Raw genomic sequence first — 15,360 nt, forward strand, 5'->3', positions numbered from 1 at the left:
CGAAGGAGGTCACGGACATGCTCACACCGCCGGACGTCGTACGGTCCGCCTACGCCCAGCTCGTGGTCACCGACCTGGCCCGGGCCCGCTGGTTCTGGGTCGACATGCTCGGCTTCCACGTCCAGCACGAGGACGCCGCCACGCTCCACCTGCGCGGCACCGACGAGCTCACCCACCACAGCCTGGTGCTGCGCACCGGCGACGCCCCCGCGCTGGACCACCTCGCCTACCGGGTCCGCGCCCCCCGGGACCTGGACCGCGCCGAGGAGTTCTTCGCCGCCCTGGGCTGCCCGGTGCGCCGGGTGCCGGCCGGCGCGGGCACCCTGGGCGTCGGGGACGCGGTGCGGGTCGTGGACCCGCTCGGCTTCCCGGTCGAATTCTTCCACGCGATCGACCGGGCCGAGCGGCTGATCCAGCGCTACGACCTGCGCCGGGGCGCCGAGGTGGCCCGCCTGGACCACTTCAACATCGTGGTGCCGGACATCCCGGCCGCCTACGAGCACTACCGCTCGCTGGGCTTCGGCTGCTCGGAGACCATCGAGGGCGACGAGCACGAGATGTACGCCGCCTGGATGTACCGCAAGCAGACCGTGCACGACGTCGCCTTCACCAGCGGCGCCGGACCGCGGCTGCACCACGTCGGGGTGTTCGCCCCCGAGGCGCACCAGGTGCTGCGCACCGCCGACATCTTCGGCTCGCTGCGCGCCGAGCACCACATCGAGCGCGGCCCCGGGCGCCACGGCGTCTCCAACGCCTTCTACCTCTACCTGCGCGACCCCGACGGACACCGGGTGGAGATCTACACCTCCGACTACTACACCGGCGACCCGGACCACGAGACGTACCGCTGGAACGTCAACGACGACCGCCGGCGGGACTTCTGGGGCAACGCCGTGATCGAGTCCTGGTACAAGGAGGCGGTGCCGGTGCTGGACCTGGACGGCAGGCCGCGGCCGGTGGTGTCGGCGGCGCTGGACGAGTCGGCCGTGAAGGTCGGCGCGGACGGGCTGGGCATCGTCCCGGCGGCCCGCGAAGGCTGAGCCCCGACGGGCGGCGGCTCCGCCCCGGGCCGCTCCCGGGACGGCCCCGCCGCCCCTCGGTCCCTTCCCTCCCAAGATCGTACGGATGCAAATGGCCTGGTCGGCACGCTAGATTCGGCCCACGACAGCCGACGACGGCGCACGGCGGGCCAGCCCGCCGCAACGGGGAAGGGACAAGCGGTGACCGGCAGGCATACCGTCCAGGAGACCGAGCGCGCCGTCCTGGCGAAACTGGGCCGGGTGCCGCTGCTGCGCGCCCGGATGGCCGCGGTGGCCAACATCCACCGGGCCGCGGCCTCGGTGCGCCAGCACCTGGAGAACTCGGTGCTGCGCGGCGCGCAGCTCAGCTGGACCTCGTTCGTGGTGCTCTGGGTGGTGTGGATCTGGGGCGAGCTGGAGACCCGTCACGTCGCCGAGGAGGCGGGCATCTCCAAGGGCACGCTCACCGGGGTGGCCAGGACGCTGGAGTCCCGGGGCCTGGTGGAGCGCTCCGGGCACCCCTCGGACGGGCGGCTGGTGCTGCTGCGGCTGAGCCCGGCGGGCGAGGAGCTGATGGCGGAGCTCTTCCCCCGCTTCAACGAGGAGGAGGCCTTCGTCTCCGGCGCGCTGTCCGACGAGGAGTGCGAGCAGCTGGCCGGGATGCTGCGCCGGATCGTCGGCACCCTGGAGCGCGACGGCGAGGCCCGCAGGGCGGAGCTGGCGCAGGACGCTCCCCCGCCGCCGCGCCCCGGCGGCCGGCGCCGGCGCGACGGCTGAGCGCCCGGCCCTGCCTGTCGCGCGGGCAGGGCCGGCGGCCGGTCAGTAGCGCAGGACGGCGGCGATCCGGCCGGCGTCGGCGAGGGTGCCGTCGGGGACGAAGCCGACCTGCCCGCCGGTGTCCAGGGTGCGCTCGATGACCTCGTCGACGATGTCCTCGCGGGCCCCGGGCTGGTCGGCCTCGGCGGGTACCAGGTGCTCGCCGTCGTCGCGCACGGTGGCGCGGAAGTTCTCCTCGACCACCAGCCGGGCGATCCGGCCGTCGCCGACGGCCTGCCACAGCTCGTCCAGGCCGGCCGCGAACTGCTGGGCGCCGCGGGCCCTGTCGAGCTGGGCGAGGTTCTCGGCGACCTCGCGTTCGGCCTGCGCGCGCACGGCGGGCTCGACCACCTTGCGGACGGTCTCGGCGTCGGCCTGGGCCAGCCCGCCGTGCGGCAGCTGCGCGGCGGACTCCTTGGCGATCGGGCCGACGGCGTCCAGCAAGGCGAGCGCGGCGGCCTCGCCGACCACGTACAGCGGGCGGGGGGCGGCGGCCAGCAGCTTGCCGACCTCGGTGTCGGCCTGGCGCAGGAAGGTCTTGGTCGCCTCGTCGCGGAAGGTGCTGGGCGTGTCGCCGATCTGCTCCTGCCGCTCGGGGTCGGGGTTGTCGAAGACGCGCACCAGCGGGAAGCCGCGGTCCCTGTCCTCGGTGACCCGCTCCGCGGTGCCGCCCCACAGCACGACCCTGTCGGCGGCGACGGCGAGCACCCAGTGCGGGCGCTCGGCGGCCTGAGCGGCGACCAGGTTGCGGGTCAGGAAGGTGTCGGAGAGGACCACCCGGGCGGGGGCGGTGCGCCCGAGTGACCACACCTGGTGCTCACCCGGCGCGGCGAGCACCGCCAGGCCGTCCTCGGCGTGCACCAGGTCGACCTCGGCGAGGGCCCGGTCGAGCTGCTCCAGCACCTCGATCCGGTCGGCGCGGGAGACCTTCGGGTCGGCCTGGACGCGCTCCTTCGCCTCGGCCAGCAGGTTGCGCAGCCGCACCGGGTCCTGGGCGTTGTCCGGCTCCCTGCGGTGCGTGGGCATCAGGATCGACACCGCCGGATAGGGCCGCGGCCGGCGCAGCTCGGCGAGGACGGCGGGGCTGAGGTCGGGGCGCATGGAGACCCTTTCCGAAGGCGGTCGGCCTTCTTTCGTGGACGCGCGAAGCCATGGCACTGCTGCCAAATGTCGTCAATGTACCTATTGACGGCTTCGGCGGCGCGCGAGCACGGCTCCGGGGCGGGGTCTCGGGTACGGGCGGGGGCCTCCGGGGGGTCTTCCGGTACGGGCGGTGTCCCGCCCGCGCCGTCCGGGGTCGGACGGCGCGGGCGGGACGTGACGGTCAGGGCCTGACGGTCAGGGTGCGACGGTCAGGACGCGACGGTCAGAACTGGACGTCGGTGCAGGAGTAGAAGGCGTTGCCGGTGTCGGCGACGTCCCAGACGGCGACGACCACCTGGTGGCCGGTGCGGCCGCTGGGCAGGGTCGCGGTGTGGACGGTGGTGGCGGCGGGCTGGCGGCCGTTGTAGGGGACGGTCAGGAACGGGGTCAGGTCCAGGGAGGCCCGGGTGATCGGCTGGCTCGCGTTGTAGCCGGGCTTGGTCAGGTAGTACTTGAAGTACGAGGTGGAGTGCCTGGCCTCGATCTCCCAGGTGAAGTTGAGCTGCTGACCGGCCGTCACCTTGGTGGTCGGCCAGGCACCGCCCCGGGGGTTGTCCAGCGGGGCCCAGCGGCCGTCGCCGCCGGCGCAGATGGTGCCGTCCGCCGGGCCGCGGCTCGGGAAGCCCTTGGGGCCCTCGACGCTCTGCGGCTCCCACTGGATGTCGCCGCAGTCCCACGGGACGGCGTTGGCGCCGCAGAGGGCGGAACGGCTCGGCGGCAGGTTGATGAAGCCGTGCGACTGGGCCGGCAGGGCCGCCGCGATCGGCAGGGCGATCGCGGCCGCGGCGGCGGCGATCAGGTGGCGCTTGCGCATGCGCATGGTGCTCCTCCGTGGGGGTGGATGGAGTGTGCGCCCGGCACGGGACGTGCGCGTGGGGGTGCGCACGATGGCCTGCCCGAGGCATGGCATGCCCGTGCCAGACCGGTTGCCCGACACCGTAGGATCTGCCTTCCCTCCGCGTCAATGGTCTGAACCATTTGCGCCAAAACCCCGTGAATACTGGGCACCGTACGGCAGTTGGCGATCCGCGCCCGTGCGGAAATATTTGCATAAGCGCACTACGGGCTCTGGCCGATATTTTGGTCCGTGGCTTATCCTGGTACCCAGCCACACCCGCAAGGAGGCCAGGCCCATGACCGCCACGGACCCCGCGCTCACCGCCCTCGCCAACGGCTGGGGCGCCCTGTCCCTCCTGCACGGCAGGATCGAGTCCCACATCGAACGCGCCCTCCAGTCCGGGCACGGCCTGAGCGTGCGGGAGTACTCGCTGCTCGACGTGCTCAGCCGCCAGCACGACGGCGACGGCGGGCACCTCCAGATGAAGCAGGTCGCGGACGCGGTCGTGCTCAGCCAGAGCGCCACCACCCGCCTGGTCACCCGACTGGAGGACCGCGGACTGCTGGCGCGCTACCTCTGCCCGACCGACCGCCGCGGCATCTACACCAACGTGAGCGAGGACGGCCTCAGGCTCCTGGAGGAGGCCAGGCCGACCAACGACGCCGCCCTGCGCGAGGCGCTCGGCGAGGCCGCCCGCACCCCCGAACTGGCCTCGCTGGTCAGGGCGGTCGAGGCCGTGGACGCCACCTCCCCCGCCCACTGACCCCGGCCGGCTTCTCCGGCCACCGACCCCGGCTGCCTCCCCCGCCCGCCGACCCCGGCTGCCACTTCAGGCCGCCCACCCGTACGCACCCCGGGCCCGGCCCGTCCCCGACCGCACCCCGCGGCCCGGGGCGGACCGGGCCCGGCCGCGCTTCCGCCCACCCCGCCCGCCCCGGAACCCTTGGCGCACGCCGCCTGTCTGCGCTTGCATTTATCGCGCGCCTGCAACTATTGTTCAAGCATGCAAGGCGCTCACTCAAGCAATCCCAGAAGGGTCGGTTCCATGCCCCTGGCTCTCCTCGCCCTGGCCATCGGCGCGTTCGGGATCGGGACCACCGAGTTCGTGATCATGGGCCTGCTGCCCGAGATCGCCGGCGACTACGGCGTCTCCATCCCCCACGCGGGCCTGCTGGTCACCGGCTACGCCCTCGGCGTGGTCCTCGGCGCGCCGCTGATGACCGTCCTCGGCACCAGGATCGGCCGCAGGACCATGCTCATGCTGCTGATGGGCCTGTTCACCGCGGGGAACCTGCTCTCCGCGTTCGCCCCGTCCTTCCCCGTGATGCTGGCCGGGCGCATCGTGACCTCGCTCGCCCACGGCGCCTTCTTCGGCATCGGCTCCGTCGTCGCCGCCGACCTGGTCGCCCCGGAGAAGAAGGCCGGCGCCATCGCCACCATGTTCACCGGGCTGACCGTCGCCAACATCGTCGGCGTGCCGCTGGGCACCTTCGTCGGCCAGGCCGTCGGCTGGCGCACCACCTTCGCCTTCGTCGCCGCGCTCGGCGTGGTCGGCCTGCTCGGCATCGCCAGGCTCGTCCCCGACCTGCCCCGCCCCGAGGGCGCCCACCTGCGCCGGGAGCTGACCGCCTTCCGCAACCCCCAGGTGCTGCTCGCGATGGCGATGACCGTGCTCGGCTTCGGCGGGGTCTTCGCCGCGATCACCTACATCGCCCCGATGATGACCGACGTCGCCGGCTACGCCGACGGCTCCGTCACCTGGCTGCTGGTGCTGCTCGGCGTCGGCATGTTCCTCGGCAATCTGCTCGGCGGCCGCTACGCCGACCGCAGGCTGATGCCGATGCTCTACACCACCCTCGGCGGACTCGCCGTCGTGCTGGCCCTGTTCACCCTCACCGCCCACAGCAAGGTGCTCGCCGCCGTCACCGTCCTGCTCATCGGAGCCCTCGGCTTCGCCACCGTCCCCCCGCTCCAGAAGCGGGTCCTGGACCAGGCCCACGGCGCCCCCACCCTGGCCTCCGCCGTCAACATCGGCGCCTTCAACCTCGGCAACGCGCTGGCCGCCTGGCTCGGCGGCGCCGTCATCTCGGCCGGCCTCGGCTACACCGCCCCCAACTGGGTCGGCGCCGCCCTCGCCGCGTCCGCCCTGCTGCTGGCCCTGTGGTCCGCCGCCCTGGAACGCCGCGACCACAGCCGCCCGGCCGCCGCGACCGTCCCCACCCCCGTTCCCGTCCACCACTGAACGCCCCTCCCGGAGAACCGACATGAGCACCACCACCACCGCCGTCGCCCCGCTGACCACCGCCGACGCCGAGACCCTCGTCGCCGCAGCCCGCACCGCCGCCGAGGCCGCGGACGTGCCGGTCAGCGTCACCGTCCTGGACGCGGGCGGCCACCTGCTCGCCTTCCGCCGCGACGACCGGGCCGTACTGATCTCCGGCGAGACCAGCACCCGCAAGGCCTACACCGCCCTCCAGCTGAACGCCCCCACCGCAGACCTGGTCGACCTCGTCAAGCCCGACGGGCCGTTCCACACCCTGCCCACCGCGCTGGACCGCCCGCTGCTGTTCATCGCCGGCGGCGTCCCCGTCCACCGCGACGGCCGCCTGATCGGCGCCGTCGGCGTCGGCGGCGGCGCCCCCGAGCAGGACCACGCCTTCGCCACCACCGCACTGCGTCAGCTCGGCTGACACCCGGCCCGTCCCGGCCCGCATCGTCCCGGCCCGGGGATGTGGCGGGCAGGGGGACGGACGGCCCGCCATCGGCCGTCCGTCCCCCTGCCGCCGAAACGGAGCCCCCATGCGCCGACGCCGCGGCGCCCTGCTGACCGCCGCCCTCCTGGCCCAGCTCGCCGCCGGACCCACCCACGCGGCGGCACCGGCCCCCGTCGGCCAGTGCGTGGTGGTCCGCAGCGGCGACACCCCGCTGGGCGGCGCCGAGGTGACGCTCTACCAGGCCGGGGACGACACCGGCGCGGTCGGGCTGGCCTTCCTGATCATCCTGGCGGTCTTCCGCGGCCTGCTGGTCGCGGTCAAGGCGGCGGTGCTCAACCTGCTGTCGATCGCGGCCTCGTACGGGGTGGTGGTGGCGGTCTTCCAGTGGGGCTGGGGCGGGCCGGCGCTGGGGGTGGCGGGGAAGGTCCCGATCGAGGGCTACGTGCCGATGATGATGTTCGCGATCGTCTTCGGGCTGAGCATGGACTACGAGATCTTCCTGCTCTCCCGGGTGCACGAGGCCTGGCTGCGCACCGGGCGCAGCCAGGACGCGGTGGCGCACGCGCTGGGGATCACGGCGCGGGTGATCACCTGCGCGCGCTGATCATGGTGAGCGTGTTCGCGGCGTTCGTCGTCAGCGACAACGTGGTGGTGAAGATGATGGACCTGGGCGATGGCCACCGCGTCGGTGTGGCTGGTCCTGGTGTTCACCGTCGTGTGGGGGGTCCAGGTCGCCGGGGCGCCGCCCCGCATGGTGGCGCTGCTGCTGGTCTTCTCCGCCTTCGCCGTTCCGGTCGTCTCGGCGGTCGCGGTGACGGCCGTTCCGCACGGACGCACCCGGCGGCCGGTGCTGGTGGCCGCCGTCCTCCTGGCCGTCGTGGCCTGCGCCCTCGCTGTGGCGGCCCTCTGAGGACACGTACCCGGGGCCGGGGCCGTACCCGGGGCCGGCCGAACCGCCGTCACGACCCCCGGACGCCGTGGCGCAGCGCGACGGCGGCGCGGACGGTGTTGGCCTGCTGGGCGGCCTGGCGGGCGACGGGCAGCCACCGGGGGCGGAAGCGCCGCTGGTACTGGGCGCACCAGTCCCCCAGGAGTTCGTCGAGGCGGGCGGCCTGGGGTGCCGCGGGGGCGCCGGCGGCCCGGACGGCGCGGCGCAGCAGGGCGGCGGCGCGGACCGGGACGCGGTGGGCCCACAGGTCGATGCCGGTGAGGCGGGCGCGGGTCATCGGGGTGTGCGGGAGGTCGTGTCCGTGGGCCTCGGGGTCCCATTCGTCGGCGAGTTGGTGCAGGGCGGTCAGCGGGGTGCGGGCGGCGCGCAGCAGCGGGGTGTCGGGGGCGGGCAGGTGGGGCCGGGCGGCGTCGAGGAGTGCGGTGAGCTGCTCGCCGCGTTCGCGCAGGCGGTCGGCGCAGGAGCGCAGGTGGTGGTGGGCGGTTTCGGCGGGGCGGGTGTCGCCGAGGTGGGCGCTGGTCCAGGCGGGGACTTCGACCAGGACGGTCTCGCCACCGTGGCGTTGCGGGGCGAACCAGGTGCCGGCCCGGACGCCGTCGGTGCGCTCGTGCGGGGTGAGCATGCCGGTGGTGCTCTCCTGGTGGTCGATGTGGTGGGGGGTCATCAGGTAGACGCCGGGGCCTGATTCGTGGAGGCGGAAGGTGTCGAAGGCGCCGGTCTCGACGGGGATGCCGAGGGCGGCGGCGGAGCGGGCGAAGGGGTGGGCGAGGGCGGCGGGGTCGCTGGTGGCCTGGACGAAGGTGCCGCCGACGTCGGTGCTGTGCAGGGAGAACTGGAGGGTGGGGCGCAGTTCGTCGATCAGGTCGAGGAGGGTGCGGCTCTCCGGGAGGGCGGCGCCGATGGCGGGGGCCCATTCGGGCTGTTCGTCGGCGGCGGGGCGGTAGTAGTGGTCGAAGTAGGCGGGCAGGGTGCGGGCGGTGCGGCTGCCGTCGGCGAGGTGGGCACCGTCGGGGTCGAGGCAGAGCAGGAAGTGCCAGGCCAGGTCCGGGTGTTGGTGGGTGAGGGCGTGGTGGGCGAGGTCTTCGGTGGCGGCGCGGCCGGCGAACTCGTCGGCGTGGGCGCCGGAGACGATCAGCACGTTGTGCGGGCCGCGGCCGACGGTGAGCAGGGTCAGCGGGCGCCCGGCGCGGGAGGTGCCGACGGTGCGCACCCGGCACCGGCCGGGCCACCGGTCGGCCAACTGCCTTGCGGTGGCGTCGAGTTCGTCCAGGCTCGGGTAGTGGTCACGGATGCCCGCCGGGTCCGTCGCGTCGGTCGCCATCGGTTCCTCCCCTGTGCCGCGGACGCCCGCGGCGGATCGTGGTCGTGGCAAGCAGTTGTACCCGCCGCACGCCGCGAACGGCCCGGGCCCGTCCGGGTGCGGGGACTCGGACGGGCCCGGGCGGGGCTGGGAGGGGCTGGGAGCGGTCAGCCGGTGACGGGGCGGGTGTCGAGGCGGATGTGGTCGACGGCCCAGTACCAGTTGTTGCCGGCGTCGTACATGCGGAACCTGAGGGTCACCGAGCGGGCTCCGGCCGGGACGGGGAAGCTGCGGGTGATCCGGGTGTTCTGGACGTCCTTGCCGACGTTGTCGTTGCCGGTGGTGTCGGAGCTGTAGGCGAGCAGGCGGGTCTCGGTGCCGTTGTCGAAGACGGCGGTGACGGAGGCCTTCTGGGGGGCTTCCTGGCGGTAGTGGGAGTCGAAGGCGAGGTGGAGGGTGTCGGTGCCGGCCGGGATGGTGACGGCGGGCGAGACCAGGGTGGAGTCGAAGACGCCCTTGCGGGAGGGCGATCCTGTGTCGTCCCAGTCGTCGGGGTCGGCGACGGCGACGACGCCGAGGGCGCGGGTGAAGTTGCCGCGGTCCTGGGCGCCGAGGGCGGCCCATTCGCGCTTGGTGTGGAAGGTCCAGCCCTGGAGGCGGACGGTGCCCTGGGGCATGGCGGGGGCGTTGACGACCGTCCAGCCCTGGGGGGCCTGGGCGGTCCAGCCGAGCAGGCCGGACTCCGGCTTGAGGGCGCCGGCCAGGGATTCGAAGTCCTCGTCGAGGAGGTGGCCGGTCATCACCGGGGCGGGGCGGGCGGCGAGTTCGCCGTCGGCGAGGGCGTGGCGGCCGTCGGCGAGGGCGCGGGCGGTGACCAGCAGGCGGTGGGTGGCGGTGGCGGGCAGCTGGGCGGGCGGGGTGACCTGCCAGACGGCGGTGGCACTGGCGCCGGCGGCGAGCCGCTCGGGCGGGGCGGTGACGGCGGTGGCCGTCCAGCCGGGCGGGAGCAGCGGCTGGGCCTCCAGGCGGGTGAGGGCCGCGGTGGCGGTGAGGGTGGCGGTGACGGTGGCGGGCCGGCCGGGCAGCAGGACGGGTTCGTCGATGGTGGTGGAGGCGGCGCCGAGGGCGAGGTTGACGGTGAGCGGGTCGGCGAGGCCGATGGCGGGGTCGGTGACGGTGCGGTCGTCCCAGGGGAAGCGGTTGGCGAGGCGGCGGCGGAAGGCGAGGTCGCCCTGGACGGTGACGGCGACGTCGTACCAGCCCTCGGGGCCGACCTTGAGGTTGACGGTGCGGTCGTCGCCGGCCGCGACGCGCACCTCGCGCAGGCCGTCGCCGTAGGCGAGGTCGCCGACGAGGAAGGTCTGGGCGGTGCGGGAGCGGTTGATGACGTCGACTTCCAGCACCTTGCCGTTGCCCTCCTCGGAGAGCGAGACCTCGTAGGCGGAGGCGGTGTCGCCGCGCAGGTGCCACAGGGCGCCGTCGGGGCCGTGGACGCGCAGGTCGTAGCCGGCGGGGCCGACCTTCCAGACGTCCGAGAGGCGGGACTTGGCGGCGACGGTGTAGTGCTTGGGGGCCTCGCCGGGGGCGGGGTAGACGGCGAAGACGGCGCCCTGGCGGCCCTGGTTGACGAAGTCGAGGGTGAGTTCGTCGCCCTTGAGGCGGGGCTTGACCAGCAGGTTGTACGGGGCGGGGCGGGAGGAGCGGGTGCCGCGCTGCTGCTGGGGGAAGGTCTGCGGGCTGGGCACGGTGGGGGCGGGGAGCTTGCCGGTGTCGACGACCTTCTGGCGGTTGCCGCTGGTGTCGGGCAGCTGGGGCCAGGCGGGGTTGCGGCCGGAGAAGTCGAAGACGCCGGTGAGGTCGCCGCAGACCGCGCGCCGCCAGGGGCTGATGTTGGGTTCCTGGACGCCGAAGCGCTGTTCCAGGAAGCGCAGCACGGAGGTGTGGTCGTAGACGGTGGAGTCGACGACGCCGCCGCGGGTCCACGGGGAGACGACGATCATCGGCACCCGGACGCCCAGGCCCATCGGGTAGGGGCCGGAGACGAGGGTCTCGCCGGCGGGGAGGGTGTCGGACCAGCCGAGGGTGCCGTCGGCGGCCTTGACCCGGTACCTGCCGTCCTGGTCGACGACCCGGTGGTAGGTGGAGCCGCCCTTGGCGACGCGGACGACGACCTCGCCGTCGACCGGGACGTTGGACTTGCCGCGGCCGGTGGCGAGCGGCGGGACGGGCGGCAGCTGGTGGTCGAAGAAGCCGCCGTGCTCGTCGTAGTTGAGGATGAAGACGGTCTTCTGGAACACCTCGGGCTTGGCGGCGAGCGCGGACAGCAGCCGGGAGGTGAGGTGTTCGCCGTTCGGCGGCGCGTAGTTGGCGTGCTCGGACAGCGCGGCGGGGGCGACGATCCAGGAGACCTGCGGGAGGCGGTCGGCCTGGACGTCGGCGGTGAAGGCGTCGACGAGGGCGTCGCCCATGGCGAAGGGGTCGTTCTTCTTGGCCGGGTCGCCGACGGCGCGCATGCCGCGCTCGTACAGCGGCTCGCCGGGCTTGGCCTTGACGAAGGGGGCGAACCAGGCGAGGGCGTTGTCGTCGAAGTTGTCGATGGCCTGGTAGGTCTTCCAGCTGACGCCGGCCTTCTCCAGGCGCTCGGCGTAGGTGGTCCACTCGTAGCCGCCGGGGATCTCGGTGTTGTCGGTCACCGGGGTGTCCCTGACGGTGCCGCCGCTGGTGCCGGTCATCAGGTGGTCGCGGTTGGTGTTGGTGTTGCACTGCACGGAGGCGTGGTAGGCGTCGCAGACCGTGAACACCGAGGCGAGGGCGTGGTAGAAGGGCATGTCGGCGGACTCGTAGTAGCCCTGGCCGAGCCAGCCGGAGGAGCGGCGGGTGACGGAGCCGTCGGCGCGGCCGTCGTTCCAGGCGTTCATGGAGTCGCCGTAGCCGAAGGCGGGCGCGCCCTGCTGGTAGGCGTTGGTGTGGGCGGCGTTCATCGCGAAGGGCAGCAGGTAGCCCTCCTTGCGGCCGGGGTCGGGCTGGTGGAACACCGAGCGGCCGTCGACGCCGCGGACGGCGGTGCGGTCGCCGAAGCCGCGCACGCCCGTCAGGGTGCCGAAGTAGTGGTCGAAGGCGCGGTTCTCCTGCATGAACACCACGACGTGCTGGATGTCCGCCAGCCGTCCGGGCCTGGCCGGGGCGGCGAGCGCCTGCTGGACGCTGAGCGGGAGGGCGGACAGCACCGCGGCCGCCGCCGCGCCGCCGAGGACACTGCGGCGCGACAGTTCGGGCTTCGGACTCATGGGGGTGGGGCTCCTTGCTGACGGACCGCGGGTCTTCGCTTTCGGGGGCCGGCCGCGCGGTTCGGACCGGACCCGTTATGTGTACGAGACCGAGGTGGACGCAGCCGTGGTGTCCGATGACGGGTCGGTGACCGGTAAGAGACTCCGAGCTGTACAGACAACTTGACGTCAGTGGATCAAGGAAGCGGGCCGGACCCGCCGTCAGGAGCACCGCCGGCCAGGGCGTTCGCGCCGGCTTCACCCGGGCCCGAGGAGCCGGGCGCGACAAAGTGATCAGCCACGAGGAGTTCCGGACGGCCGTCACCGAGTTCTGCCTGAGCGCCGACGAGAACGCGCCGGGGAACCGGCTGATCGGCCCCATCGGGCAGCAGGCCCGACCTCCCCGGAACAGGACCCGCCCCCGGACGCCCAGGACCGGGGGGTGTCGGGCCGCGCCCCGCGGGCAGACGCGCGGTGTGAATCCGATCGAACGGGCCCTGCGGGCCGTGGACGGCTTCCAGCAGCGCCACCGGGCCCCCGGCCTGGTGATCGGCGTCGTGCGCAAGTACGGGGACGACCGGGGCGGGCTGCTGGCCGCCCTGATCACCTACTACGGCTTCGTCGCCCTGGTCCCGCTGCTGCTCCTGCTCAGCACCGTCCTCGGCTTCGTCCTGCACGGCCACGCCGGGGCGCAGCGCGCGGTGCTGGACTCCGCGCTCGCCGACTTCCCGATCATCGGCGACCAGCTGCGCCAGAACGTCCACTCGCTCCAGGGGAGCGGCCTGGCCCTGCTGATCGGTGTGCTCGGGCTGCTGTACGGGGCGCTCGGCATCGCGCAGGTCCTCCAGCACGCCATGGCCGAGGTCTGGAACGTGCCGGGGGTGCAGCGGCCCGGCTACTGGCCGCGGCTGGCGCGCAGCGTGCTGCTGTTCGCGGTGCTGGCCGGCGGGCTGGTGCTGGGCACCGCCGCCGCCTCGCTGGTCGGCAGCGCGCTGGGCGGGCCGGCCGCCAGGATCGGGGGCCTGGTCGTCTCCGCGCTGGTGAACACCGCCCTGTGCCTGGCCTGCTTCCGGGTGCTCACCCCGCGCGAGGTCCCGCTGCGGGCGCTGTGGCCGGGCTGCGCGCTCGCCGGGCCGCTGTTCACCGCCCTCCAGGCGGGCGGCTCGCTGCTGGTCACCCACGAGCTGCGCCACGCGAGCCAGGTCTACGGGTTCTTCGCGACCGTGATCGGGCTGCTGTCCTGGCTCTACCTGGCCGCGCAGGTCACCGTGTACGCGGCCGAGGCCAACGTGGTGCTCACCCGGCGGCTGTGGCCGCGCAGCCTGCTGCAGCCTCCGCTGACGGACGCCGACCAGGCGGTGCTGTCCTCGGTCGCCCGGCAGGAGGAGCGCCGGCCCGAGCAGCGGGTCGACGTCTCCTTCCCCGGGGCACCCGAGGACCCGGACGAGGGCGGCGACGACGGCGGGGGCCGCGACGACGGCGGCGGGGACACCAAGGAGAGCGGGAAGGACGGCGGCGGCGGCCGGTGACGGCGTCGGCCCGGCGGGGACCCGGTCGGCGGGGCCCGCGGGGCATGGATGCGGCGGCCGGGGGCAGCCGGTGGTCGCGCGCCCGCGCCGGGCCCGGCGCCCCGCCGGCCCGTACCTGCCCCATGGAAGGGAGAAGCGCATGAGTGGGAACACCGACATCTGGGAGTTCCGCAGCACCAGCGGCCACAGCGCCGGTACCGACCTCATCGGGTTCCACGTGGAGGCCCAGGACGGCCCCGTCGGCAAGGTGGACAAGCTGTCCGAGGAGGTGGGAACGCGGTACCTGGTCGTGGACACCGGCCCCTGGATCTTCGGGAAGCGGGTGCTGCTGCCGGCCGGCACCGTCATCCGCATCGAGATCGCGGAGCGGACGGTGTACGTGGACCGGACCAAGGAGGAGATCAAGAACGGTCCCGACCTGGACGGCGGGGCGCTGGAGACGGAGTCCGGGTTCCAGGAGCGGGAGCGGTACGCGCTCTACTACGGGCCGTTCTACAGCGGCCGCATCCTCTGACTGCCCGGGCCGCCGGCCGCCGTCCCGCTCGGGGCGGCGGCCGGCCGCCGTGCGGGGCCTGCGGGGGCGCGGGCCTGCGGGAGTACGGGGTCTGCGAGGGCGCGGGTCAGACGCGGGTCAGCCGCGGGTCAGGCGGCGGGCGTCGAACTCGGCCCAGATCGTCTTGCCCTGGCCGTGCGGCTCGGCGCCCCAGCGGTCGGCGGTGCGCTGCACGATGAACAGGCCGTGGCCGCCGGGCAGGGCCGGGTCGTGCGGGTGGCGCAGGGCGGGCATCGCCGGGCTGCGGTCGCTGACCTCCACCCGCAGGCGTTCCCCGGTGGCGTCCAGGACCAGCTCCAGCGGGCCGTCCCCGTGCAGCATGGCGTTGGCCACCAGCTCCGCCACCAGCAGCACGACATCCGCGCCGACGCCCTCGTGGACGTCGGGCAGGTACCAGTCCCCCACCGCCTCGGCGGTGAAGCCCCTGGCCCGGGCGACCGGCTTGGGGAACCCGGCCAGGGTCAGCCGCCGGCGCTGGCCGCCGGGCGGCAGCGGCGGCCCGGCCGGGTGTGCGTCGCCGTCCAGGGTTCCCCGGCTCATCGTCATGTGAGGGCACCCTTACGGATCGACGGCGGTTTCGCATGGTCGGTTTCCCGGCGCTTCCGGGATTATGCCTGTCCGGGCACCGGGTGCGCGGCCTCTGCGGCACGCGTCCCGGCACGAGCCGGTCGGGAACCGGGTCGGGAACCGGACGGGAACCCGGTACGAACCCGGTACGAACCGGACGGGAACCCGGTGGGCCCTACCCGGCGGGGCGGGGGAACGGCTCAGGCCGCCAGGGCCGACTCGGCGGACTCGTGGATGGAGAACACCGCCTGGGTGCCGGTCAGTTCGAGGACCCGCATGACGGTGGGCGGCACCGCCGCCAGGTGCAGCGGCACGCCCTCCGCCTCCGCCGCGAGGCGGGTCCTGAGCAGGAGGTTCAGGCCGGAGGAGTCGCAGAACCCCACTCCGGCGAGGTCGATCACCACCGCGCCGGGCCGCTGCGCGACCAGGGCGGTGAGCGTGTCGGCCGCGGGCGCGAGCGTCTCGATGTCGAGGTCGCCCGCCAGCGCGCACACCACCGCGCCGCAAGCCGCGGTGCGGGTCCGTACCGCCGGCTCCGCACGGTACGGGGCGGCCGCCGGTGCGGGGTCCCGCTGGTCGTTGTCGGATGGCATCATCGTCGTCCCCTCCAGGTCCGTGCCCTCCGACCTTACGTAGGCGGTGTCCCTCGGCCAAGCGGCGGGGTCG

General features: G+C 74.1%; 14 protein-coding genes and 1 pseudogene. 9 read left to right on the forward strand and 6 right to left on the reverse strand.

The genetic code is table 11. From position 1 onward, the window contains the following. Positions 1–17: 17 nt before the first annotated feature. Both hpaD and ACZ7C5_RS21980 read left to right on the forward strand, forming a co-directional pair. Positions 18–1,040, forward strand: a complete 1,023-nt coding sequence (gene hpaD, locus ACZ7C5_RS21975; RefSeq protein ID WP_401089567.1) for a 3,4-dihydroxyphenylacetate 2,3-dioxygenase — start codon at positions 18–20, stop codon at positions 1,038–1,040. 180 nt (positions 1,041–1,220) lie between these two features. Next, on the forward strand, positions 1,221–1,796 hold the full coding sequence (locus ACZ7C5_RS21980; protein WP_401089565.1) for a MarR family winged helix-turn-helix transcriptional regulator: 576 nt from the start codon (positions 1,221–1,223) through the stop codon (positions 1,794–1,796). Between the two features lie 42 nt (positions 1,797–1,838). Here the strand turns inward: ACZ7C5_RS21980 and ACZ7C5_RS21985 are convergent, their stop codons facing one another. Together ACZ7C5_RS21985 and ACZ7C5_RS21990 are read right to left on the reverse strand one after the other, a co-directional pair. Beyond that, the gene (locus ACZ7C5_RS21985) at positions 1,839–2,936 is read right to left on the reverse strand and encodes a baeRF3 domain-containing protein (RefSeq protein WP_470323271.1); all 1,098 of its coding nucleotides are present in this window, start codon (positions 2,934–2,936) and stop codon (positions 1,839–1,841) included. Between the two features lie 265 nt (positions 2,937–3,201). Next, the gene (locus tag ACZ7C5_RS21990) at positions 3,202–3,792 is read right to left on the reverse strand and encodes a lytic polysaccharide monooxygenase (RefSeq protein ID WP_401089561.1); all 591 of its coding nucleotides are present in this window, start codon (positions 3,790–3,792) and stop codon (positions 3,202–3,204) included. A gap of 319 nt (positions 3,793–4,111) precedes the next feature. On the opposite strand from ACZ7C5_RS21990, the gene ACZ7C5_RS21995 reads away from it, so the two are divergent. The 5 genes and pseudogenes from ACZ7C5_RS21995 (at position 4,112) to ACZ7C5_RS22015 (ending at position 7,440) form a co-directional block, all read left to right on the forward strand. Further along, complete coding sequence (locus ACZ7C5_RS21995; protein ID WP_470323272.1) at positions 4,112–4,579, forward strand: MarR family winged helix-turn-helix transcriptional regulator; 468 nt, start codon at positions 4,112–4,114, stop codon at positions 4,577–4,579. 282 nt (positions 4,580–4,861) lie between these two features. Beyond that, positions 4,862–6,058 (forward strand): MFS transporter, encoded by a 1,197-nt coding sequence (locus tag ACZ7C5_RS22000; RefSeq protein WP_401089557.1) that lies wholly within the window; start codon positions 4,862–4,864, stop codon positions 6,056–6,058. Between the two features lie 22 nt (positions 6,059–6,080). Beyond that, a complete protein-coding gene (locus ACZ7C5_RS22005; RefSeq protein ID WP_401089555.1) occupies positions 6,081–6,506 on the forward strand; it encodes a GlcG/HbpS family heme-binding protein in 426 nt (141 codons plus the stop codon). A gap of 286 nt (positions 6,507–6,792) precedes the next feature. Then, positions 6,793–7,202, forward strand: a pseudogene (locus tag ACZ7C5_RS22010) (MMPL family transporter); the annotation flags it as partial. Position 7,203: 1 nt separating this feature from the next. Then, the gene (locus ACZ7C5_RS22015; protein WP_401089553.1) at positions 7,204–7,440 is read left to right on the forward strand and encodes a hypothetical protein; all 237 of its coding nucleotides are present in this window, start codon (positions 7,204–7,206) and stop codon (positions 7,438–7,440) included. A 49-nt stretch (positions 7,441–7,489) separates the two neighbouring features. Here the strand turns inward: ACZ7C5_RS22015 and ACZ7C5_RS22020 are convergent, their stop codons facing one another. Beyond that, positions 7,490–8,800 (reverse strand): M14 family zinc carboxypeptidase, encoded by a 1,311-nt coding sequence (locus ACZ7C5_RS22020; RefSeq protein WP_470323273.1) that lies wholly within the window; start codon positions 8,798–8,800, stop codon positions 7,490–7,492. Between the two features lie 146 nt (positions 8,801–8,946). Next, positions 8,947–12,066 carry a phosphocholine-specific phospholipase C gene (locus tag ACZ7C5_RS22025; RefSeq protein WP_470323274.1) on the reverse strand — a complete coding sequence of 1,040 codons (3,120 nt, stop codon included), beginning with the start codon at positions 12,064–12,066 and terminating at the stop codon, positions 8,947–8,949. Between the two features lie 455 nt (positions 12,067–12,521). Here ACZ7C5_RS22025 and ACZ7C5_RS22030 point away from each other — a divergent pair, with 455 nt between their 5' ends. Both ACZ7C5_RS22030 and ACZ7C5_RS22035 read left to right on the forward strand, forming a co-directional pair. Further along, positions 12,522–13,574 (forward strand): YihY/virulence factor BrkB family protein, encoded by a 1,053-nt coding sequence (locus ACZ7C5_RS22030; protein ID WP_401089547.1) that lies wholly within the window; start codon positions 12,522–12,524, stop codon positions 13,572–13,574. Between the two features lie 139 nt (positions 13,575–13,713). Then, positions 13,714–14,088, forward strand: coding sequence for a PRC-barrel domain-containing protein (locus ACZ7C5_RS22035; RefSeq protein ID WP_401089545.1), 375 nt, complete (start codon positions 13,714–13,716; stop codon positions 14,086–14,088). Positions 14,089–14,205: 117 nt separating this feature from the next. On the opposite strand, the gene ACZ7C5_RS22040 is transcribed toward ACZ7C5_RS22035, so the two are convergent. Next, the gene (locus ACZ7C5_RS22040; RefSeq protein WP_401089543.1) at positions 14,206–14,673 is read right to left on the reverse strand and encodes an ATP-binding protein; all 468 of its coding nucleotides are present in this window, start codon (positions 14,671–14,673) and stop codon (positions 14,206–14,208) included. Positions 14,674–14,894: 221 nt separating this feature from the next. After that, positions 14,895–15,290: an STAS domain-containing protein gene (locus ACZ7C5_RS22045; protein ID WP_470323275.1), complete on the reverse strand. Its 396-nt coding sequence runs from the start codon at positions 15,288–15,290 to the stop codon at positions 14,895–14,897. Positions 15,291–15,360: the final 70 nt, after the last annotated feature.

It is taken from the genome of Kitasatospora sp. NPDC036993 (assembly GCF_055607525.1).